Source organism: Variovorax sp. Soil_C_17, assembly GCF_057657265.1.
In genome coordinates, this window is record NZ_JBDGIT010000001.1 from 923058 (window position 1) to 941938 (window position 18881).

At 67.2% G+C, this 18881-nt stretch carries 20 protein-coding genes and 1 pseudogene; 13 read left to right on the top strand and 8 right to left on the bottom strand.

The genetic code is table 11. From position 1 onward, the window contains the following. The first annotated feature begins 3 nt into the window (after window positions 1-3). Entirely contained in the window at window positions 4-300 is a 297-nt protein-coding gene (locus AC3A6Y_RS04380) for a HigA family addiction module antitoxin (protein WP_487867006.1), read from the top strand. 215 nt (window positions 301-515) lie between these two features. Here AC3A6Y_RS04380 and AC3A6Y_RS04385 read toward each other — a convergent pair whose 3' ends face one another. From AC3A6Y_RS04385 to AC3A6Y_RS04395, 3 genes are all read right to left on the bottom strand, one after another. Then, window positions 516-1112 (bottom strand): ATP-dependent Clp protease proteolytic subunit, encoded by a 597-nt coding sequence (locus AC3A6Y_RS04385; protein ID WP_487867007.1) that lies wholly within the window; start codon window positions 1110-1112, stop codon window positions 516-518. A 289-nt stretch (window positions 1113-1401) separates the two neighbouring features. After that, on the bottom strand, window positions 1402-1827 hold the full coding sequence (arsC, locus tag AC3A6Y_RS04390) for an arsenate reductase (glutaredoxin) (RefSeq protein WP_487867008.1): 426 nt from the start codon (window positions 1825-1827) through the stop codon (window positions 1402-1404). Window positions 1828-1892: 65 nt separating this feature from the next. Then, the gene (locus AC3A6Y_RS04395; protein WP_487867009.1) at window positions 1893-2231 is read right to left on the bottom strand and encodes a hypothetical protein; all 339 of its coding nucleotides are present in this window, start codon (window positions 2229-2231) and stop codon (window positions 1893-1895) included. 27 nt (window positions 2232-2258) lie between these two features. On the opposite strand from AC3A6Y_RS04395, the gene AC3A6Y_RS04400 reads away from it, so the two are divergent. Together AC3A6Y_RS04400 and AC3A6Y_RS04405 are read left to right on the top strand one after the other, a co-directional pair. After that, a complete protein-coding gene (locus AC3A6Y_RS04400; protein WP_487867010.1) occupies window positions 2259-2681 on the top strand; it encodes a CopG family transcriptional regulator in 423 nt (140 codons plus the stop codon). Between the two features lie 24 nt (window positions 2682-2705). Further along, window positions 2706-3788 carry an extracellular catalytic domain type 1 short-chain-length polyhydroxyalkanoate depolymerase gene (locus AC3A6Y_RS04405; protein ID WP_487867011.1) on the top strand — a complete coding sequence of 361 codons (1083 nt, stop codon included), beginning with the start codon at window positions 2706-2708 and terminating at the stop codon, window positions 3786-3788. Window positions 3789-3856: 68 nt separating this feature from the next. Here the strand turns inward: AC3A6Y_RS04405 and AC3A6Y_RS04410 are convergent, their stop codons facing one another. From AC3A6Y_RS04410 to AC3A6Y_RS04425, 4 genes are all read right to left on the bottom strand, one after another. Continuing rightward, complete coding sequence (locus tag AC3A6Y_RS04410; RefSeq protein ID WP_487867012.1) at window positions 3857-4366, bottom strand: adhesin; 510 nt, start codon at window positions 4364-4366, stop codon at window positions 3857-3859. A 194-nt stretch (window positions 4367-4560) separates the two neighbouring features. Further along, the gene (locus tag AC3A6Y_RS04415) at window positions 4561-5661 is read right to left on the bottom strand and encodes a glycosyltransferase WbsX family protein (RefSeq protein ID WP_487867013.1); all 1101 of its coding nucleotides are present in this window, start codon (window positions 5659-5661) and stop codon (window positions 4561-4563) included. Window positions 5662-5835: 174 nt separating this feature from the next. Next, window positions 5836-6663 carry an ATP adenylyltransferase family protein gene (locus tag AC3A6Y_RS04420; RefSeq protein WP_487867014.1) on the bottom strand — a complete coding sequence of 276 codons (828 nt, stop codon included), beginning with the start codon at window positions 6661-6663 and terminating at the stop codon, window positions 5836-5838. Window positions 6664-6733: 70 nt separating this feature from the next. Continuing rightward, window positions 6734-7633, bottom strand: a complete 900-nt coding sequence (locus AC3A6Y_RS04425; protein WP_487867015.1) for a hypothetical protein — start codon at window positions 7631-7633, stop codon at window positions 6734-6736. Window positions 7634-7954: 321 nt separating this feature from the next. Between AC3A6Y_RS04425 and AC3A6Y_RS04430 the strand changes: the two genes are divergently transcribed. The 8 genes and pseudogenes from AC3A6Y_RS04430 to AC3A6Y_RS04465 all read left to right on the top strand — a co-directional run bounded on the left by AC3A6Y_RS04430 (window position 7955) and on the right by AC3A6Y_RS04465 (window position 17436). Continuing rightward, window positions 7955-8698: a hypothetical protein gene (locus AC3A6Y_RS04430; RefSeq protein ID WP_487867016.1), complete on the top strand. Its 744-nt coding sequence runs from the start codon at window positions 7955-7957 to the stop codon at window positions 8696-8698. 57 nt (window positions 8699-8755) lie between these two features. Then, the gene (locus AC3A6Y_RS04435; protein WP_487867017.1) at window positions 8756-10753 is read left to right on the top strand and encodes an AsmA family protein; all 1998 of its coding nucleotides are present in this window, start codon (window positions 8756-8758) and stop codon (window positions 10751-10753) included. Then, a complete protein-coding gene (locus AC3A6Y_RS04440; protein ID WP_487867018.1) occupies window positions 10754-11674 on the top strand; it encodes a YihY family inner membrane protein in 921 nt (306 codons plus the stop codon). A 21-nt stretch (window positions 11675-11695) separates the two neighbouring features. Continuing rightward, a complete protein-coding gene (locus AC3A6Y_RS04445; protein WP_487867019.1) occupies window positions 11696-12022 on the top strand; it encodes a hypothetical protein in 327 nt (108 codons plus the stop codon). Window positions 12023-12378: 356 nt separating this feature from the next. Further along, window positions 12379-12996 (top strand): YdeI/OmpD-associated family protein, encoded by a 618-nt coding sequence (locus tag AC3A6Y_RS04450; RefSeq protein ID WP_487867020.1) that lies wholly within the window; start codon window positions 12379-12381, stop codon window positions 12994-12996. Beyond that, window positions 12993-13187: a hypothetical protein gene (locus AC3A6Y_RS04455; RefSeq protein WP_487867021.1), complete on the top strand. Its 195-nt coding sequence runs from the start codon at window positions 12993-12995 to the stop codon at window positions 13185-13187. The genes AC3A6Y_RS04450 and AC3A6Y_RS04455 overlap by 4 nt, the downstream gene beginning before the upstream one ends. Before the next feature lie 1507 nt (window positions 13188-14694). Next, window positions 14695-16949, top strand: a pseudogene (locus AC3A6Y_RS04460) (autotransporter outer membrane beta-barrel domain-containing protein); the annotation flags it as partial. Window positions 16950-17217: 268 nt separating this feature from the next. After that, entirely contained in the window at window positions 17218-17436 is a 219-nt protein-coding gene (locus AC3A6Y_RS04465; protein WP_487867022.1) for a hypothetical protein, read from the top strand. Here the strand turns inward: AC3A6Y_RS04465 and AC3A6Y_RS04470 are convergent. Next, window positions 17396-18082 carry a GNAT family N-acetyltransferase gene (locus tag AC3A6Y_RS04470; protein ID WP_487867023.1) on the bottom strand — a complete coding sequence of 229 codons (687 nt, stop codon included), beginning with the start codon at window positions 18080-18082 and terminating at the stop codon, window positions 17396-17398. The genes AC3A6Y_RS04465 and AC3A6Y_RS04470 overlap by 41 nt on opposite strands. A gap of 190 nt (window positions 18083-18272) precedes the next feature. Between AC3A6Y_RS04470 and AC3A6Y_RS04475 the strand changes: the two genes are divergently transcribed. Next, window positions 18273-18512 (top strand): hypothetical protein, encoded by a 240-nt coding sequence (locus AC3A6Y_RS04475; protein ID WP_487867024.1) that lies wholly within the window; start codon window positions 18273-18275, stop codon window positions 18510-18512. Beyond that, window positions 18509-18880: a DUF1161 domain-containing protein gene (locus AC3A6Y_RS04480; protein ID WP_487867025.1), complete on the top strand. Its 372-nt coding sequence runs from the start codon at window positions 18509-18511 to the stop codon at window positions 18878-18880. The genes AC3A6Y_RS04475 and AC3A6Y_RS04480 overlap by 4 nt, the downstream gene beginning before the upstream one ends. Window position 18881: the final 1 nt, after the last annotated feature.

Below are 18881 nucleotides of genomic sequence, written 5' to 3' on the forward strand. Positions count from 1 at the left end.
TCCATGACGCGCCAAGTACCGTACCCCCACCCCGGCAACATCCTTGCCGAGGAGTTCCTGAAGCCCATGGGCATCACGCAGTACCGCCTGGCGAAGGCGATCCATGTGCCCGTGACTCGCATCGCAGCCATCGTCTCTGGCGAGCGTGGCATCACGACCGACACCGCCTTGCGCCTGTCCAAGGCCTTCGGGCTGAGCGACAGCTTCTGGACGAATCTCCAGAAGGACTACGAGACCGCCATTGCCAAGGAGGAACTCGCCGAAGAGCTCGCAACGATCGAGCTCCTCGAGGCTGCCTGACGAGTGGACCGTACCAGCCAATTCGGAAGTGCCTGCCGCGCCAACGACGCGCATGGCGGCGTTGCAAATGCTCGCAATAGCTTCGGCTATTGCTGCGCTTTGCGCCTTGCCCTGCACGCCGTTGACACGGCCTTCACTCCCGAATCGACTGTTACGGCCCACTGGTTGATGCGGCAGAAGCGGCTATTGATCGCAGGCAAGTCAAAGCCACCTTCCTACTTCAACTCGCTCTTGCGCTCGATGATGCGCGACACCAGCCCGTACTCCACCGCCTCCTCGGCCGACAGCCAGCGGTCGCGCTCGATGTCGGCCATCACCGCCTCGAACGACTTGCCGGTCTCGCGCGAGATGGTGCGCGCGATGCGCTCGCGGGCCTTGATGATCTCCTGCGCATGGATCGCGATGTCGCTCGCCGGCCCGCCGGCGCCGCCGCTGGGCTGATGGATCAGGAAGCGCGTGTTCGGCAAGCAGAAGCGCCGTTCGCGCGGTGCAGCCAAGTACAGGTGCGTGGCCGCGCTGCCCACCCAGCCGGTGCCGATCATGCGCACCGGCGCCGAGATGAAGCGCACCACGTCGTGGATCGCGTCACCCGATTCCAGGTGGCCGCCCGGCGAGCTCACCAGGATGTCGATGGGTGCGTCGCTGTCGGCGTCCAGCGCGATCAGCCGGCGCGTCGCGTCGCGCGCCGCAACGTCGGTGATCGTGCCGAAGATCAGCAGCGTGCGCGACTTGAAGGCCTTTTCTTCGAGATAGGAACTGCTGCGCGGTTCGCTTGCCGGAGAGTCCGGTGCGTCTTCTTCAGGGATGTCCATGGTGCTCCTCGACGTTTAAATGCCATCTGCGAACAGGGCCCGCAACGCGTGACGGGCCGCCGGCGGCAAGCCGCCTCGCGTCGATTCTGGAACAAACGCCAGGCCATCGCGCAAACGCGGGATCGGCAGGACGCCCGCACGTGCCTACGATGAGACCCAGGGATCGAAGGCCTTCACATGCTGTCACACCGATCCCCGCACGCGCCGGCACGCGTGCTCCGCTCTCAGGGAGGCAGGAAGAAGAAGCGCCTCGAGCCTCGCCGCGAGGCCGGGCGCTTCTTCACGACGCTCAGGTCGCGCGGCGCTTCCCGCTGTCGCTGATGCGCTCGCCGTCTTCCTTGGTGAAGGGCGCCACCGTCCCCGCCGGCAGGATCTCCAGCACTTCCTCCGAAGGCCGGCACAGCTTGGTGCCCAGCGGCGTCACCACGATCGGGCGGTTCAACAGGATCGGATGCCGGGCGATGAAGTCGAGCAGATCGTCATCGCTCCACTTCGGATTGCCCAGGTCCAGCTCTGCGTAGGGCGTGCCCTTCTCGCGCAGCAGCGCGCGCAAGGGCTGCCCCGTGGCCGCCGCGATCTCGCGCAGCTGCGCGCGGCTCGGCGGCGTTTTCAGGTACTCGACCACGACAGGCTCGATGCCCGCGTGACGAATCAGCGCCAGCGTGTTGCGCGAGGTGCCGCAGGCGGGGTTGTGATAGATGAGGACTTCGGACATCGGGCGATTCTCGAACAGGACGGCACAGGACGGCACAAGATGGCCGGCCGCGGCATCTCCCGCAATTACTCGATCCAGGGACCGCCGAGCATGGCTTGGATGTAGGCGGCGACTTTGACCAGGTCCTCGTCGGACAACGGCACCGGCGGCGCATCGACGAGATGCTCGGCCACCAGGTGCAGCTTTGCCGATGCGTTGGGCTGCTCGTGGAGCAAAACGGCGATCGCCGTGGTCTGCGCGACGGCCCGCAATTCGAGCGCACGCAGCCGCGCATTGATGTCTTCCATTTCCATCTGGCCTTCCCCCGGGGCGAGTTGAGAAAAGCGATTCTGCTTCCAAAAGCGCAGGCGCTCCTCTCGCGGTCCGAAGCGCGCTACGCCATCCAATAACCATCCGTACACCATCTTCTTGGATGGTGTTAGGATGGCCCCATGCCCCGCAAAAGTGCTTCCCTCATGGCCTCGCCCCGGCCCGCCGACGAAAAGATCACCATCAATGTCGGTTGCGTGGACCTCGGCCAGATCGACCTGCTGGTGCAGGAAGGCTTCTATGCCAATCGCACCGATCTGATCCGCACGGCCATCCGCAACCAGCTTGCCGCCCAGGTCGACGTCGTGCGCCAGGTCGCCTCGCGCAAGTCGCTGGTGCTCGGCATTCAGCATTACGGCGCTGCCGACCTGCAAGCCACCAAGGCGGCCGGCCAGATGCTGCAGATACGCGTGCTCGGCCTGGCCGTGATCGCGCCCGATGTCACACCGGCGCTGGCGCTCGCCACCATCGAATCCATCACGGTGCTGGGCGCGTTCCACGCGAGCCCCGCCGTCAAGGCGGCGCTGTCCGCCCGCATCCACTGACCCACCCCAACCCGAAGGCCACCCATGAACATCGACTTCAAGCACCTGATGGCAGAAGCAACCCGGCTGACGCGCGCCGGCGACCTGCGCGCCGCAACCGCCGCAATCCAGGCCGCGCTGGGTCGCGGGCGTGGACCTGTCGCGCCATCGAGCACCAGCGAAGCCGGCGATGTGATCGACGTGGAGGCCAGGCACGTCCCCCAGCCGCCACTGCCCGGCATCTTCGACGACGCGCCTGCCGCGTACGACCCGGTCCCCGTTCCGGGCCGCTTCGTCCCCGGCAGCTTTTCCGATGCTGCCGGCCGCCGCGACTACAAGCTCTACGTTCCACCCGAGGCGGGCCAGCGCCCCCTGCCGCTGGTCGTCATGCTGCACGGCTGTACGCAGGACCCCGACGACTTCGCCGCCGGAACCGGGATGAACGAGGCCGCGCTGGCACAGGGCTTCTTCGTGCTGTATCCCGCGCAGTCGCGCCGCGCGAACCCGCAAGCCTGCTGGAGCTGGTTCAAGCACAGCCATCAAAAGCGAGATCGCGGAGAGCCCGCGCTCCTGGCGGGCATGACGCGCGCGGTCATGACGCACTACGCGATCGATCCGCAACGCGTGTATGTCGCAGGGCTGTCGGCCGGCGGCGCGATGGCCGCCATCCTCGGCGAGGCGTATCCCGACCTGTACGCGGCCGTCGGCGTCCACTCCGGGCTGGCGGCCGGTGTCGCATCCGACCTGCCGGCTGCGCTGATGGCGATGAAGAGCGGCGGCGTTCCCGCCGGCAGTGCGGCCAGCGGCATGCCCACCATCGTCTTCCATGGCGATGCGGATGCAACCGTTCACGCCAGCAATGGCGAGCAGGTCATCGCGGCCTGCGTCGGCGACACGACCACGGTCGAGGTCCAGCATGTGAACGGCAAGGGTGCCCGCACCGCGACGCGCCGCTTGCACCGATCCGCCGACGGACGGGTGCTTGCCGAGCACTGGACCGTTCACGGTGCGCCTCATGCATGGGCGGGCGGCAGCGCCAAGGGCTCCTACACCGACGCCCGCGGCCCCGATGCGAGCGCCGAAATGCTGCGCTTCTTCTTCGAGCATCCGCGGCTGCCGGCACACTGAGCTGCGTCCGGCAAAAAAGAGCCCGCAACGCCTGAGCGCTGCGGGCTCTGTTCCTGGCGATGGCCAGCTTACTTCTTCACGCCGATCGCGCCCGAGCCTTGCGCCTGGCCGCCGGCACCGGCGCCCACGGCCCCGGTCGCCCCCTGGGCGGCGCCACTCACCGCATTGGTCGCACCACCCAGCGCATTGGTGGCGCCGCCCACCGCATTGGTCGCGCCGCCGACAGCGCCGGTCGCGCCCTGCACCCCGCCGCTCAGCGTGGAGCCGACACCGCCCAGCGTATTGCCGACCGTGCTGGTTGGCGAGGCACTGCTGGCGCCCGAGTCGGCACCTGCACTCGCACCCGCTCGCGTCTGCGCAGACCCGCCCGCGTGCGTGCCGCGGTGCTGGCGCTGCTGCTGCTGCTGCTGCGTGCTCGCATCCGCACCGCCCGAGGCGTCGACCCCGGCCTGCACGCCCACGCCGACACCGACCTTCGGCGTCTGCACGGTTTGCGCGTTGGCAGCGAATCCGCTGGCGGCCAGGAGGCCCGCGAGCAAGGCGCCGAGAGCGATGCGGTTGTGCTGTTGTTGCTTCATGTGTGACGTCCCTTTCTTGATGAATGGTCACTGACAAAAAGAACTGGCCTTGAAGGCCAGTCCGGGAGGGACCATAGGGCAGGGGCCGTGCTGCGTCGTGTGCGCGAGGGGCGCTCACGGCTGTGGGAAGTGGCCGTCGGCGAAATGGGGAGCTGATGCGTTGCGCCTGCCCCAGCCCGACGTGCACCCGCGGCTCATTCGCCGCCGTTGCGGCCGACCACGGCGCTGATGGCTTCCAGGTAGGCCGTGCCGAGTTCCTCGTCCGGCTCCAGGTAGGTGCCTTCCGCCCACTCGTTCCAGGCGTTGATGAAGATGAAGCGCGTTCCGGCGCGGCTCGCTCCTTCGTAGAGCTGAGCGAAGCCGTCCTGGAACGTGGCGACGTCGACATTCCGCATGACCAGGCTCGTGTCCAGCCGCCTGCGCGGCGTGTTGTCCCAATCGACGAAAGCGCCGGGGTAGTGGCGGGGAGGCCGGGGGCGACTCGCAATCTCGCGCCACATCGACCGGTAGTCCCTGCTGCGGGGCGCGTAAGGGCCTCTTCCAAAATACTTCCAGCACAGCCGGCTGGCGCCGTTCGCGACCTTCTCCGAAATCTTCAGATGCACGGGCAGGTTCGCCTGCGTGTAGAAGGGCTCGAACTCGACATAGGCATCGAACAGATGGCTGCGTGCATCGCGGCCGAACACCGTCATCATGCTCACGACATGCAGCCCCGGAAAGCCGCGCTGCACCGCCAGGTTTCGCCAGCAGTCCAGCATGTTTTCGCACTCGGCGATGCTGGCGCTTCGATAGAAGAGGATCACCGGGCAGCCGTCCACCCGGATGTAGCGCGGATCGCGAAATGCCTTCTCGAGATAGCGGAAGTGCGCTTCCCAATCGCTCCTGCCGCCATAGTTCTGCGGCATCAGGATGTCGCGGTCGCCGCCATCCCAGACACGGGTCCAGGGCTCGTTGGCCCATGCGAGACAGAAGGGGAAGTCCGGCGCACCCCGCCGCAGGATCGAATCCACCGGCCTTTCCAGCAGCTGCCGGCCTGCGAACCAGTAGTGGTAGTAGCAGAAGCCTCCCAGGCCATGCGCCTTGGCGAGATCGGCCTGCCAGTCCTGCGTGCGCGGGTCCGACAGGTCGTAGTAATGGCCGTCCATCGGAATGCGCGGCTGGCGATGGCCGCGGAATCTCGGCTGCGCCTTCCTGACGTTCGTCCATTCGGTGAAGCCTTCGCCCCACCATCGGTCGTTCTCGGGGATGCGATGGAATTGCGGCAACAGAAATGCCAGCAGCTGTGGCTTGCTCAAGGTCGAGGTCCTCAATGACGGGGTTTTGCGGCGTTCTTTGACGCGCCGGATGGACCGGCCATCCTGAGGCAGGTGGCAGCACGCAGCGCTTCGTCCGAGTGCGGTCTGTGTGTAGGCTGATGCCTACCGAGCGTAGGACGCAGTGCAGTGCGTCCGTGCAACAAGGCCAGCTTTTCAGGGCTGCGGCATTGCCACTGCGCGCAGCAGCTGCATCGGCCCCACCGCACGCACGCGCTCCAGCTCGTCTTGGGAACGCAGGAACAACGAGCCGGCGAAGCCGAGCGCGTTCACCGAGATCGATTCGAAGCAGGCGCGCGAACGCGGCACCACGAGCATCCAGCCTCGGCGCACCAGCAGGTTGTAGGGCGCCGACTGAACTTCGCCTTCGGCCTCGGCGACAGCGCGAATGCCGCACCGATCGAGCAACTCGCGATAGAGCGCATGCCATTCAGGCGCCGTCGCTTGCGGCGCCACGCGCGCGAACGCATGCCGGAATGGCAATTGCGCGCCGGTGCCGAGCACGCGCTCCATCGGTACGCCGTCCGGGCCCTCCGCGTCGAGCGGGAGCGGCACGAGCTGCAGATGCTTGCGCCGCTGGCTCGCCCCGGCCTCGGCGCCGCCGTTGTAGAAGCCGAGCCCGTCGACCTCGCCCAGGCAAGCGATGAGCGCTGCGAAATCGTCCACGCCAAGCAGACGCTCCTGGCGCTCGAAGCGGCGGGTGACGATCAGCACATGGCCGTCGAGCACCTGGAACTTGTTGAGCAGGACGTAGTGCGAAGGCCCGAGCTCGCCCACGAACAGGGATGGCTCGTAGTCGCCGAGCGGATCTGCGGCGGCAACGGCCTGGTGGGCCTTGTCCTTGCGCGCGAGGCTCGACACCGTGCGCAGCACGAACCGGACGCCATCGCTGTCCAGGAGAACGGTTTGCGTCTCGATCGGCTGCAGTGCGCCGTCGGCCAGCGCGCGCTGCCTTGCATGCTGAATGATGGACTGCGAAAACACGCCGTCTTCTCTCGCTCTTCACGCGTCGGCGATGAAGGTCGTCGCATGGCCGCTCATGGCATGGCGCACTTCAGGCCGCCTGCACCGCAATCAGCCACAGCTGCGCCCCTTGCTGCGGCGTCGAGACCCACGTCACGTTGTAGCTCCCGGCCGCGCCGACCTGCCGGACCGCAACGGCGCATTGCACCAAGGCACCCGAAGCCAGTACCGAATCGATCACCGTGAAGCCGTTGTTGGGCACCGCCGTCTTGTCCAGGTCGACACCGGCATCGCCCCACCACCATGCGACGAGCAGCGCAGGCCCGGTGGTGGTGACGCTCGCGCTGGTCAAGGGCTGGCCCGCCAGAACCTCGCGCCACTGCGCATCGCGCACGGAGCCGGCCTCGGTGATCTCGACGACGCTCAGCGTCGTTTCGTCGGTGACCTTGGGCTTCGCCACCGTGACCGCATGGCCGGCCATGCCGCGTGCCTGCGCACAGGCATACAAGGCCGTCCCGGAGTTGGGCCAGAGGGTGTAGGTGTGCGCCGCACCGAGCTGGACGAAGGCATTGCCTGCCGTGTCCGTCGGCAGGTCGGCTGCCAGCAGGCCCCGCCCGACGCAGGCCAGCAGGGTGCTTCCGCTCGTGCGCGTAGTCATCCCTGAAGCGGACAGCGACGAAGAGGTCACGCCGTCCCGGTTGAAGGCGAGCACGTGGGCGCCGAGCGCCGGGGCCGCCGAAGCAGGGGCGGGTGCCGGTGCGGGTGCGGGAGGGGGTGATGGCGCTGGAGCAGGGGCGGGGGCCTGGGCGGCGCTGGTTGCGGCAGCAGCAACGAACGCTGCCCCGCCGCCACCGCCGCCGCCTCCGCCACAGGCCGTGAGCACTGCGCTTCCAGAAGCCATACCGACCGTCGCCAGCGCCGACAAACGGCGCAACAGCGCGCGGCGTTCGTTCAGCAGCGCGAGTTCCGCGTCGCCGGTGGGTTCATTCATGTAGGCACTCCGTTTTCTTTTTTTCGGCGTCCGATTGTGAAATGCCGAGCTCTGCGAGCCAAGTCGAATCCGCCGTCCGAGTGTTACGGACAGTCAACCGTCGACGCATGAGCCCTGTAGGCGGGTACTTGCACGGCGCGCAGTCCATCGCCGTCACGGGGACTGGCGACTTGGCGCTGGAGGCACCGAAGCAAGGGGCGCAACTTCGTGTTCACTAGCGCCTTGGCGCGTTCCTCCGTTCGGGGGCGCTGAGCGATGACACCGTCACCTTCATCACGCGTTACCTGCGTTGCCTGCGGCTGTTCGAACCGCCCCAACGCCATGTTCTGCATCGGGTGCGCGCGACGGCTGCCCACCTTTGTTGCATCCGGGCCGTCCGCGCTCGAATCGATCAGGGCGCTGCCTTATCCATCGAGCCCGCGAACGCAGAGCCGCCCGCCGGGTCCCACGCTGCCTGCGGAGACGCCCTGGTTCTGGCTTTGGCTGGCGTTGCTGGTGCTGGCCATGATGATGGTGTTCGTGGGGTGGTACGTGAGCTTCACGCACACCGACGCCGGGCCGCCGGCTGTTGCAAGCGCGGGGGCGGCACCTGAATCAGCGGTCGAGCCGGAGGCCAAGGCAGAGGCCGCATCGGTGGTCGAGCCCGGGCCCGGGCCCTTGCCCTCCGCTGCGCCCGCGCCCGCCAGCATGCCGAACGCTCCCGCTGCCGACCCGTCGCACGATGCCGCGCCTGAAGCCCCAAGCCCCAGGCGCAACGACGCGCCCGTCGAAGCGGTCGCCAAGTTCTATCGCGCCCTCGCCGCCGCCGACGGCGCCACGGCCGCCGCCCTCGTCGTTCCGGCGAAGCGAGGGCGCGGGCCGTTCAGGGCAGAAGAGATCTCGGCCTTCTACGGCTCCCTCCGGGAACCGCTTGCCCTTCGATCCATCCGCACGATCGATCCAAACCGTGTCGAGGTCCGGTACCGGTACCGGGCCGCGAAGACCCCGTGCGAAGGCACCGCCATCGTCGAAACCGAAACCGTCCTTCGGCAGACGCTGATTCGGCGCATTCGCGCCAATTGTTGAGGCACGGCCACCACCGTTGACGCGACCACCATGTCTTCATCGGCTCCGCTCCGATTCGTGCGACGGCACCCCGTCTTGCTGGCCATCGTCACGGCATGGGTGGTCCTGGTCATTCTGTTCGACTGGAACTGGTTCCGCCCACCCCTGGAACGCTACATCTCGCAGAAGACGCAGCGCGAGTTCAGGATCTCCGACCTGCACGTCGAACTCGGCTTCGTCCCCACCATCCGCATGCGCGACGTGTACTTCAGCAACGCCGACTGGTCGCGGCACGAGGCGATGGCCAAGATCGAGATGCTGGAGTTTTCCGTCTCGCTGCGCGACCTCCCCGACAAGATCCTCATTCCGCGCGTGGCCCTGACCAAGCCCGACCTGATCTTCGAGCGCCTGCCCGACAACCGGAAGAACTGGATCCTCGCCGAGCCGACCGAGACGACGCCGAGCAAGCTGCGCATCAGCACCCTGTCGGTCGACCACGGTCACCTGCGCTATCTGGACCACGGGGAGCCTTTCGAGCTGGACGTGCAAGGAAGCACCTTCGACCCGGCCACCCAGGAGAAGGTCAAGGATGCAGATGCCAAGCCCTCCAACGTTCGCTACACCACGCAGTACAAGTTCAGCGGCAAATACCACGACGCTTCGTTCTCGGGTACCGCCCTCACCGGCGAAGTCCTCAGCTTTCAGGAGTCCGGCGTTCCGTTCCCGCTGAAAGGCAGCCTGAACGCCGGCACCACGAAGCTGGAGGTCGAAGGCACCATTGCCGATGCGGCCAATATCTCGGCCATCGACACGCGCCTGCACATCGAGGGCCAGACCCTGGCCAACCTCTATCCCTTCTTGCTGCTTCCCCTGCCTGCGTCGCCGCCCTACCGCTTGCAGGGCCACCTGGTCCTGAAGGGAAACCAGTACACCATGGATGACCTTGCCGGAAAGATCGGGTCCACCGACGTCACCGGCAAGGCCCGCTACATCGAGCGCGAACCGCGGCCCCTGCTCGAGGCCGAGCTGCACAGCAAGCTGCTGAACATGGCCGACCTCGGGCCGATGATCGGCGTGCAGACCAAGGGCTCGGGCGGCAAGCCCGCCATCTCCCAGGCCGAAACCCGCACGCGCCCTGCCGCCAAGGCAAAAGATCAGGCGGTCGATCCGAACCACATCCTCCCGGCCGGTAGCTTCGACGGCAGCCGCCTGCAGAAGATCGACGCCGAAGCGAGCCTCGTCGCGGTCAAGCTGATCGTCCCCAAGGCCTTGCCCCTCGAAAGCCTGCGCGCTTCCTTGAGCTTGCACGATGCGATCCTGAAGCTCACACAACTGGACTTCGGATTTGCGGGCGGCACCATCGCGGCGCAGGCCGTGCTCGATGCGCGCGAGCCCACGATCAAGTCCGACGTGAAGATCAACCTGCGGCGCGTCCGCCTGGACCGCCTCATCCCGGAAAGCCCCACCATCGCCCAGGGCGCGGGCTACGTCGGCGCGGCCCTGCAGCTGAAGGGCACCGGCAACTCCATCGCCGACGCGGCAGCGAAGGCCGACGGCCGCATTGCCGCCACCATTGCGAATGGCCGCATCTCGAACCTGGTGGATGCCGCGAGCGGCCTGCAGGGCGGCAAGGTGCTGGGGCTCCTGCTGGGCGGCGACCGGCTGATCAACGTCAATTGCGGCGGCATGGTCTTCGACGTGAAAGGCGGTCGCGGCACCTCCACCCTGTTTGTCGTCGACACCGAGCAGACGCAAATTCTCGGCACCGGCGGCTTCGATCTCGAGCACGAGCGCTTCGACATCACCGTGGCGCCCAAGCCGAAGAGCGCGGGCGTGCTGTCGCTGCGCACCCCGGTGCGTCTGCACGGCACCTTCAAGGAACCCGACTTCGAGATCGTGAAGGGGCCGCTGCTTGCGCGCGTTGGCGGTGCGCTCGCGCTGGCGGGCGCCGGGCCGCTGGCGGCGCTGGTGCCTCTGATCGAAACCGGCCCCGGCGAAGAGACGAACTGCGGCACAGTGAGCCGCGAGGTCGGCGCCGCGCGGGCGCAGGCCAAGCCGCGCGAAAAAAGGAAGTGATTGCCGGCCGGCTGCGGACGGCACCCATCACAATCGCCATCCAGCCGCAGCAGCCCCATTCCCCGCGAGCCCGCCGAGTCCCCCGCCAGCGATCCGATGTTCACCCTGACCCGCCTGACATTCCACCGCGCCAGGAAAGAGCGCCTTCCCCAAGTTGCCGGGAGCCTGACCTTCACGACCTTGCTGTCGATCGTGCCCTTGCTGGCGGCGAGCTTCGCGCTGTTCACGCACTTTCCGATCTTCCGGCGCTTCAAGGACGCGCTCCAGGAGCTCTTGTTGAGCAGGCTGCTCCCGGTTGACATCGCGCGCACCGTGCTGAAGTACCTGAACCAGTTTGCCGCGAATGCCAGCGGCCTGACCTGGGTCGGCTCGCTCTTTTTGCTGGGCGCGGCCATCGCGCTGTTGCTGACCGTGGAGAACGCGCTGAACCAGATGTGGCAGGTGAGAAAGAATCGCCCGTTCTTCAGGCGCGTCGGCCTGTACCTGCTGATGCTGGCCGTCGGGCCGCCCGTTCTGGGGCTGAGTTTGTGGGCGACGTCGTACTTGCTGGGCATTTCGATGGGGCTGATCGGTGCGCTGCCGCGATCGCTCGCCTTCGTGCTCGACCTCGGGCCGCTCATGCTCGGCGTGACGGTGCTCACGTGCATGTTCTACCTGGTGCCGAACACGAAGGTGCGGCTGCGCGACGCGGTCGCGGGCGGCTTGCTCGCCAGCCTGGCTTTCGAAATCGGCAAGCGCGCCTTCACCGCGTACCTGGTCAAGATGCCGACGTACAAGGCGCTGTATGGGGCGTTTGCGGTGCTGCCGATGTTCTTGCTGTGGGTGTACTTCTCTTGGCTGGTGACCTTGGTGGCGGCGATGATGACTGCCAACCTGGCGCTCACGCGGCGGCGGGCGGCCGGCAAGCCGGCTCGGGCGTAGCAGCGGGGAGTCTCTGTCGCGATGAGCCCAACGGAACCTCGCCCGGCGTCGATCTGGAATCGCTTCTGGTGGCCGAAGAGTTTGCTCGAGCAGGTTCCGCCTGCGGCGTCGGCAGAGGAGGCCGATGCCATCGCGCGGAGGAACAACCTCTGGCTGAAGACCTACATGGATCTGTACATCTTGAGGTGGGGTGCGCTTTGGGCGGCTTCGCTGATGGTGATGCTGCTTCTGGTGGATGTGGCGGGGTTGCTGTTCGTGATCGCGCTGGCGGCGAACCTGGGGGCTTTTGTTGGGTTGGTCGCGATGATCTTGATCTATCGGCGGGCGTCCAGGGCTCTTCGACGTTGATCCTGAAGAGCGGCAGGGGCTGGCACATTTGCCTGCTGCCACGGCATAGCTGAGGAAGGTTGTGGGCGCGCAGATTGACGCTCGGAGATCACAGCTTGCGCAGAGGCAACGTCTTTGCTACCGAATTGCCCCATGGTTTGGATGGAGGGGTCGTCCCCGGCTTCGGCGATCCGGTCAACCGCCACGACATCCTCACTGGCTCGCGCTCTGATGGACACCCTGGCCGTGCCCGATGCCGATAAGGACACCACGTGCGGCAATTGGACCAGCCGGTCTTTCGAGGCCGTGACAATGCACCAAGGCACGAGGCCACTGTGCAGCGAACCGCGCCGGCTCTCTGCGGCACACTCCATCCGATGCCCGCCGCCAAATCCGCCGTCCAACCCGACTCCTCCCCGACCTTGTTCAAGAGCGCCAAGGCTTTCGAGACCTGGCTGAAGAAGAACCACGCCACCTCCGACGGCCTTTGGCTCAAGATCGCGAAGCGGGGCGCCAATGAACCCAGCGTCACCTACCCCGAGGCGGTGGAGATCGCGCCGTGCTGGGGCTGGATCGATGGCCAGAAGAAAGGCCTCGACGACCAGCACTTTCTCCAGCGCTTCACGCCGCGGCGCGCGCGCAGCATTTGGTCCAAGATCAACGTTGACAAGGTCGCGGCGCTCGTCGAGGCGGGCCGCATGCAAGCACCGGGTTACGCGCAGATCGAAGCCGCCAAGGCCGACGGACGCTGGGCGAAGGCCTACGACGGAGCGCGCACGTCCGCGGTGCCGGAGGATCTGCTGGCGGCGATGGAAGCCGAGCCGGCGGCCAAGGCCTTCTTTGCAACCATCAACGCGGCCAATCGCTACGCGGTGCTGTGGCGCATACAGACGGCCGTCAAGGCCGAGACGCGCGCCAGGCGCATCGCCCAGCTGGTGGAGAAGCTCGCGCGCGGCGAAACCATCCACATCTTCAAGCCCAGTGCCAAGGCATGACCGTGAGCGATGCTGGCCGAGGCATCCGCTCAGGTCCTGACACACCGGCGTCGAGGGAGGCGCTGATCGAACTGCTCGGCTGCTACATCTTGGAAGTCGGCTTCCGCCAGCACGGAGGTCGATTCAGTTGGTATGAGGAGCGCAAGCAGCCTGTTCTGGTTGTCGGTGAGCCAGAGTTCACGTTGCCATGATTGCCTTCGACCGAGGGCAGCGATCGGCCAATACCAGTTTGAACACGCAAGGACCGGCGTGTTAGTCGCGATGGCGCAACACGAGCGAAATTAGCCGCGGAGATTGAACACCTTTGGCTTCTGAACAGGTCGTATGGCTTGACGACTGCACTGCATGATTCGAGTAACAACTTGTTGTGATCGGATCGTTGTGATGAATTCAGGCTTTTGCGGTGCCCCATGCGGTGCAAAGGGCGTTCGACGGACACGAAGAGTGGGTCGCTGGGCTTTCAGCTCGACGAACCCTGGACACTTGCTTCCTTTGTCGGCAATCGCACTTGCAGTCGCTCTCATCGCTGTCCATCAGCCGGCGCGCGCCGCCAACGAGTGCGGTGCCGAGGTCGCCGGGCAGGACACCCTGACATGTGCGGGCGCGAGCTATGCCACGGGAATCTCCTACAGCGGATCGAATGGACTCACGCTCGATCTCGCCAACCCAGGCATGGTGGTCACGGGCGCGCAAGGCGTGTCGCTTCAGACGAACATCGGCCCGGTGGCACCCCAACTCACGGTCAATGTGACCAGCGTCGATTCGATCACCGCCACCGGCTCGGCGGTGACGGTGGCCACCACTGCAACCGGCGGGGTCGCTTCCGTCAACATCGCCAGCGGAGCGATCACCACCACCGGCGTGGCTGCCACCGTGTCGGCGAACGGCGGCGCCGCGGCGGCCGATGCCCGAGTGACCCTGAGCGGCGGGCGGGTCCTCAATTCCGGCAATGGGGTAGGCATCCTTGCGTCGACAGCGGGTGTGAACGGCACAGGCAACGCGTCCATCGTGATCACCGGCGGCGAGGTCCAGGCGACCAGCCTGGCCGTCCAAGCGAACATCTCCGGTGCCGGCCATACGGGTACGTCGAGCATCGCCATGAGTGGTGGTTCCGTCGTGTCCTCGAGCCTGATCGCGCTGTGGGCGCGGACCGCGGGCAAAGGCTTGGCCCAGGTGCAGGTGACAGGGGGCACGGTGCTCGGCGGGACCGACGGCATCTTCGCCTCGAGCACCTTCGGCTCTTTCGCGGTGGATGTCTTAGGAGGCACCGTGACCGGGGGCGGCGGCGCAGGCGCCGCGGTCCACTTTTCTGGCGGCGCCGGAGGCACTGCCAACATCGGCGCGGCTGCCGTGATCAATGCGGGCGCCTCCGGTGTCGCGCTCCGGGACGGCGACCTCAACCGCGATGGCATCGACGAAGTCGGAGACAACGCGACCATCACCACCGCAGGCGTGCTCAACGGCGCCGTCCGGCTCGGCGGCGGCACCGACACCCTGAACGTTGCCGGAGGGTCCATCAACGGCAATATCACCGGTGACGGCCTCGATGCACTCAACTTCAACCTGGGCTCGAACAGCTTCACCTACGGCGCGGCCCATGCCATCAGCGGGATGAACAGCATCGCGATGAACTCCGGTACCGCGCAGATCGATAGCGCGATCAACGGCGGCACGGCCCTGGCCGTCAATGGCGGCACGATGGTGCTCACCGGCGACAACAGCTACACGGGGGGCACCACGATCCATGGCGGCTTCCTGCAACTCGGCAATGGCGGCACCTCGGGCTCGATCGTTGGCGATGTCGTCGACAACGCAACGCTGGCTTTCAACAGGTCCGATGTCGTGACCTTCGGTGGCCTCATCTCGGGCACCGGTGCTGTCACCCACGCAGGTCCGGGCACCACGGTGCTGACGGCGGCGAACAGCTACACCGGTGCAACGACCATCGCCTCGGGCACGCTGGCCCTCGCCGGCGCCGGCTCGATCGCAGCATCGAGCGGCGTGGTGGCCGATGGAACCTTCGACATCTCGGGCGTGGGTGCGGGAGGCTCCAGCATTCGGCGCCTGTCGGGCAACGGGACGGTCATGCTCGGCGGCAAGACCCTGACCTTGACCGCTGCCGCCGACAACTTCGGCGGCGCCATCGCGGGCACCGGCAGCTTCGCGCTTGCGGCCGGCAAGCAGGTGCTGACGGGAACCAACACCTACACCGGTGGGACGACGATCTCGGGCGGCACGCTGCAGCTGGGCAATGGCGGCACTTCGGGTTCCATCTTGGGTGACATCACGAACAGCGGCACCCTGGTCTTCAATCGTTCGAACCGAATGGACGTCGACGGCACCATTTTGGGCGCAGGTGCGATCCGCCAGATCGGAGCCGGCCTGACGAACCTCGGCGGCAACAGCGCCGCCTTCGCCGGCACCACCACGGTGGAAGCCGGCACCCTCGCAGTCAACGGCGCCCTCGGCGGCACGCTCATTGTGCTGGGCGCGGGGCGCGTGCAAGGCTCTGGCACCGTCGGCAGCACCACCGTCGCCGGCACCGTCGCCCCCGGCAACTCGATCGGCACCCTCACGGTCAACGGCAACTTCACGCAAGCGGCCGGCTCCACCTACCAGGTGGAAGTCGACCCGGCCTCCAATGCTTCCGACCTCCTCCACGCCAGCGGCACTGCGGGCATCGCCAGTGGCGCGAACCTGCAGGTGCTGCGCACCGCCGGCTCGGGCTATGGGCTCGGCAACCGCTACACCGTGCTTACGGCCGATGGCGGCGTCACCGGCACCTACAGCCTCACGGGCGACACCCAGACCGCGTTCGTGCGCCTGTTCGACAGCTACGACGCCACGCACGTCTATCTCAACACCGAGAAGGTGCGCAGCTTCACGGAGGTGGCCACCTCGCCCAACCAGGCCGCGGTGGCCACGGCACTCGAGAGCCTGCCGGAGACCAATGGCCTGGTCAACGCGGTGGCCTTCCTGCCCAGCGACTTTGCCGCGCGCGATGCCTTCGACCAGCTGTCGGTGGACATCCACGCATCCAGCAAGACCGCTGCACTGGAAGACAGCCGCTTCGTCCGCGAGGCGGCCATCGACCGGCTGCGCACGGCCAGCTGCGCGCCCGGCAGTGCATCGCCAGCTCAGCAGCTACAGCAGCAACAGCAACCGCAGCAAGCCGGCGCCGACTGCACGCCCGCGGACAACCAGGCCCGCAGCACCTGGGGCCAGGTCTCCGGCTCCTGGGGCCACATCGACGGCAACGGCAACGCGGCCAAGCTCAAGCGCGACATCGGCGGCTTCGTCGTCGGTGCCGACACCGGCGTGGGCGAGGGCTGGCGCGTGGGCGGCCTGGCCGGCTACAGCCGCGCCAGCGCCGACACCGACGCGCGCAACAGCAGCGCCAGGACCGACAGCTACCACCTGGGCGTCTATGGCAGCACCCAGTGGGGCGCCACCGCGCTGCGCCTGGGCGCCAGCCAGAGCTGGAACAAGCTGGACACCAGCCGCTCGGTGGCCTTCGCCGGCTTTGCCGACAGCGTCTCGGCCGTTACGACAGCACCACCAGCCAGCTCTTCGGTGAGGTGGGTCACCGCATCGACGCCGGCACCGTGGCGCTGGAGCCCTTCGCGGGGCTGGCCCATGTGCGGGTGAAGAGCGATGCCTTCTTCGAGCGCGGCGGCCTGGCTGCGCTGTACGGCGACGGCGGCAGTGTCGATGCGACCTTCTCCACACTCGGCGTTCGTGCGAGCACTCAGCTGAGCGAGCGCACGCGCGTGCGCGGCCTGCTGGGCTGGCGCCATGCCTTCGGCGAGACCACACCCACCAGCACGCATGCCTTCGGCGGCAGCCTGCCCTTCACGCTCGCGGGCGTGCCGCTGGCGAAGAACGTGGCGGTGCTGGAAGCGGGCGTGGAGACGCAGCTGCGGCCCAACCTGAGCCTGGGTGCTTCGTACTCGGGCCAGTTCGGCGACGGGTTGAAGGACCATGGGTTCAAGGTCAACTTGAACTGGGCTTTCTGACCGAACACCGGGCTGCTCGGCAGCATGGTCGAGCTTTGCTGCGTAGAACGTCGAGCGGGCATTGCAACTGGGAACGCAGAGTTCAGCCTTTTCAACGGCGGTGGTCTTCAGCGCTTCAACAGGGCGGGCGCGCAATTTGTGACTCAAACACGGCTGACTCAAACGCAGCAGTCCATGAGACTTGGGCCCCGATCCCACGCGTCTCATGCCCATCCAACTCCTCCACCGCATCGCCCATTCCCGCCTCCCTCTCGTCCTCACCAACGACCTCGACATCGAAGCCATCCGCCCCCTGATCCAGGCCAGCCTCGTGAAGGCCGCGATGCAGGTCACGCTCGATCCTTGGGGTGGTGGGCCGCAGGCAGGGGTGGTGGTGAGGGAGATTACGCAGGAAGGGCGGAGGGTGGCCGCTGCTGAGGGATGAAGGTCGGCAGCGGCGCGGCTTTCGCGTGGTGCGCTGCCGGATGCGCCGCGTGCTCCCACCCCATCCCTCCGCCGGAAGGGGAGGGGGCCAAACCGCGCAGGTTCATGCGGAAGGCGATCACCGCCACGTCATCCTCCGACGGTGCCATCCCCAGAATGGTGGTGGCGCGCAGGTCGTGTTCGGGGCAGCGGGTGAAGCCCATGTGGTGATACAGCTTGCAGGCCGTGGTCATGAACGACGAGCTGTGGATGCCCAGCGTCAGCGCGCCGAGTTCGCGGGCGCGGTCCACGCAGTATTGCGCCAGGCGGCGCCCCAGGCCGCGGCCGCGCGCATCCGGGTGCACGGCGAGCTTGCGAAAGCCCGCCCAGCCCTTGGGCAGGCCCATGCCCAGCAGGCCCGCGTCGGGGTAGAACACCACGCTGCCCACCACCCGGCCCTGCCATTCGGCAACCAGCAGCTCGGTGCCGTTCTCCGGCCGCTCCACGTGGCGCAGGTCGTCGAGGTAGGCGTCGAAGACGGCCGGCGGGGCGCTCTTGCGGTACTGGGAATAGGCGGCCATGCGGATCGATGCGATCGGCGTGGCCTCGTGGCGTGCAGCGGGGCGGATGCGGCTGCTCGCCGCCACGCGCCCCTCGAAATCCAACATGTTCTTTCTCCTTCACTCCCCGGGCGGTCGGATGACCGGCGGATGCAGTCAGCTTAGGCTTGCGCGCCCGCACCTTCTTGAAGGAATGCGACATCTTGTCCGACACGCGCATAGGCCATGCGGCCGATGTTCGCGGCCGCGCGCCTTGGCTAGATTGCTCCGGATACCGCGACGACCCCGGAGAATTCCAATGCTCGACACTGCCCAGAAGGCCTTGCTGCTGCGCCGCAACGGCGTTGCCGTTCCCGAGTTGCCGGCGGATGGCAGCATCGCGCGATGGCACGCGTCGGTCGAGGCGCTGTTCCACCAGTACGTGATGCAGCGCGCCGCCAGGAGCCTGAAAGAAGCCGAAGAGGCGCGCGAACTGGAGCTGCTGAGCCGCCTCGCCGCGACCTCCTACCCGCGACGACGCATCACGAACTACGCATGATCCTGATCACCACCAGTCGTTTCCTTGCCGCGACGGCGCTGTGGGTCTTCGCGGGCGCGGCGCATGCGCAGGCCGCCGGCTGCGAGGCGCTGATGGCCCAGATCGACGCGAAGATCCGCGCCGGCGGCGTGACGCAGTTCACCCTGACGACGGTGGACGCCGCGGCCCATGCCGGCGGGCGCGTGGTCGGCACCTGCGAGCTGGGCACCAAGAAGATCGTGTACGAACCGGGGCCGACGCATGGCGCGGTCTCTGCGACCCGCCCGGCGCAGCAGCCTGCGCCCGCGCCCGCACGGCAGCGCAACGAGCCGATGCTGACGGAGTGCAGGGACGGCACCGTGAACATGGGCGGCGACTGCCGCAGGTAGC

Excerpts from the sequence above, each read along its gene's own strand:
- AC3A6Y_RS04380 (WP_487867006.1), top strand. The coding sequence starts at position 4 with ATGACGCGCCAAGTACCGTACCCCCACCCCGGCAACATCCTTGCCGAG.
- AC3A6Y_RS04385 (WP_487867007.1), bottom strand. The coding sequence starts at position 1,112 with ATGGACATCCCTGAAGAAGACGCACCGGACTCTCCGGCAAGCGAACCG.
- arsC (WP_487867008.1), bottom strand. The coding sequence starts at position 1,827 with ATGTCCGAAGTCCTCATCTATCACAACCCCGCCTGCGGCACCTCGCGC.
- AC3A6Y_RS04395 (WP_487867009.1), bottom strand. The coding sequence starts at position 2,231 with ATGGTGTACGGATGGTTATTGGATGGCGTAGCGCGCTTCGGACCGCGA.
- AC3A6Y_RS04400 (WP_487867010.1), top strand. The coding sequence starts at position 2,259 with ATGCCCCGCAAAAGTGCTTCCCTCATGGCCTCGCCCCGGCCCGCCGAC.
- AC3A6Y_RS04405 (WP_487867011.1), top strand. The coding sequence starts at position 2,706 with ATGAACATCGACTTCAAGCACCTGATGGCAGAAGCAACCCGGCTGACG.
- AC3A6Y_RS04410 (WP_487867012.1), bottom strand. The coding sequence starts at position 4,366 with ATGAAGCAACAACAGCACAACCGCATCGCTCTCGGCGCCTTGCTCGCG.
- AC3A6Y_RS04425 (WP_487867015.1), bottom strand. The coding sequence starts at position 7,633 with ATGAATGAACCCACCGGCGACGCGGAACTCGCGCTGCTGAACGAACGC.
- AC3A6Y_RS04430 (WP_487867016.1), top strand. The coding sequence starts at position 7,955 with ATGTTCTGCATCGGGTGCGCGCGACGGCTGCCCACCTTTGTTGCATCC.
- AC3A6Y_RS04445 (WP_487867019.1), top strand. The coding sequence starts at position 11,696 with ATGAGCCCAACGGAACCTCGCCCGGCGTCGATCTGGAATCGCTTCTGG.
- AC3A6Y_RS04450 (WP_487867020.1), top strand. The coding sequence starts at position 12,379 with ATGCCCGCCGCCAAATCCGCCGTCCAACCCGACTCCTCCCCGACCTTG.
- AC3A6Y_RS04455 (WP_487867021.1), top strand. The coding sequence starts at position 12,993 with ATGACCGTGAGCGATGCTGGCCGAGGCATCCGCTCAGGTCCTGACACA.
- AC3A6Y_RS04465 (WP_487867022.1), top strand. The coding sequence starts at position 17,218 with ATGCCCATCCAACTCCTCCACCGCATCGCCCATTCCCGCCTCCCTCTC.
- AC3A6Y_RS04470 (WP_487867023.1), bottom strand. The coding sequence starts at position 18,082 with ATGTTGGATTTCGAGGGGCGCGTGGCGGCGAGCAGCCGCATCCGCCCC.
- AC3A6Y_RS04475 (WP_487867024.1), top strand. The coding sequence starts at position 18,273 with ATGCTCGACACTGCCCAGAAGGCCTTGCTGCTGCGCCGCAACGGCGTT.
- AC3A6Y_RS04480 (WP_487867025.1), top strand. The coding sequence starts at position 18,509 with ATGATCCTGATCACCACCAGTCGTTTCCTTGCCGCGACGGCGCTGTGG.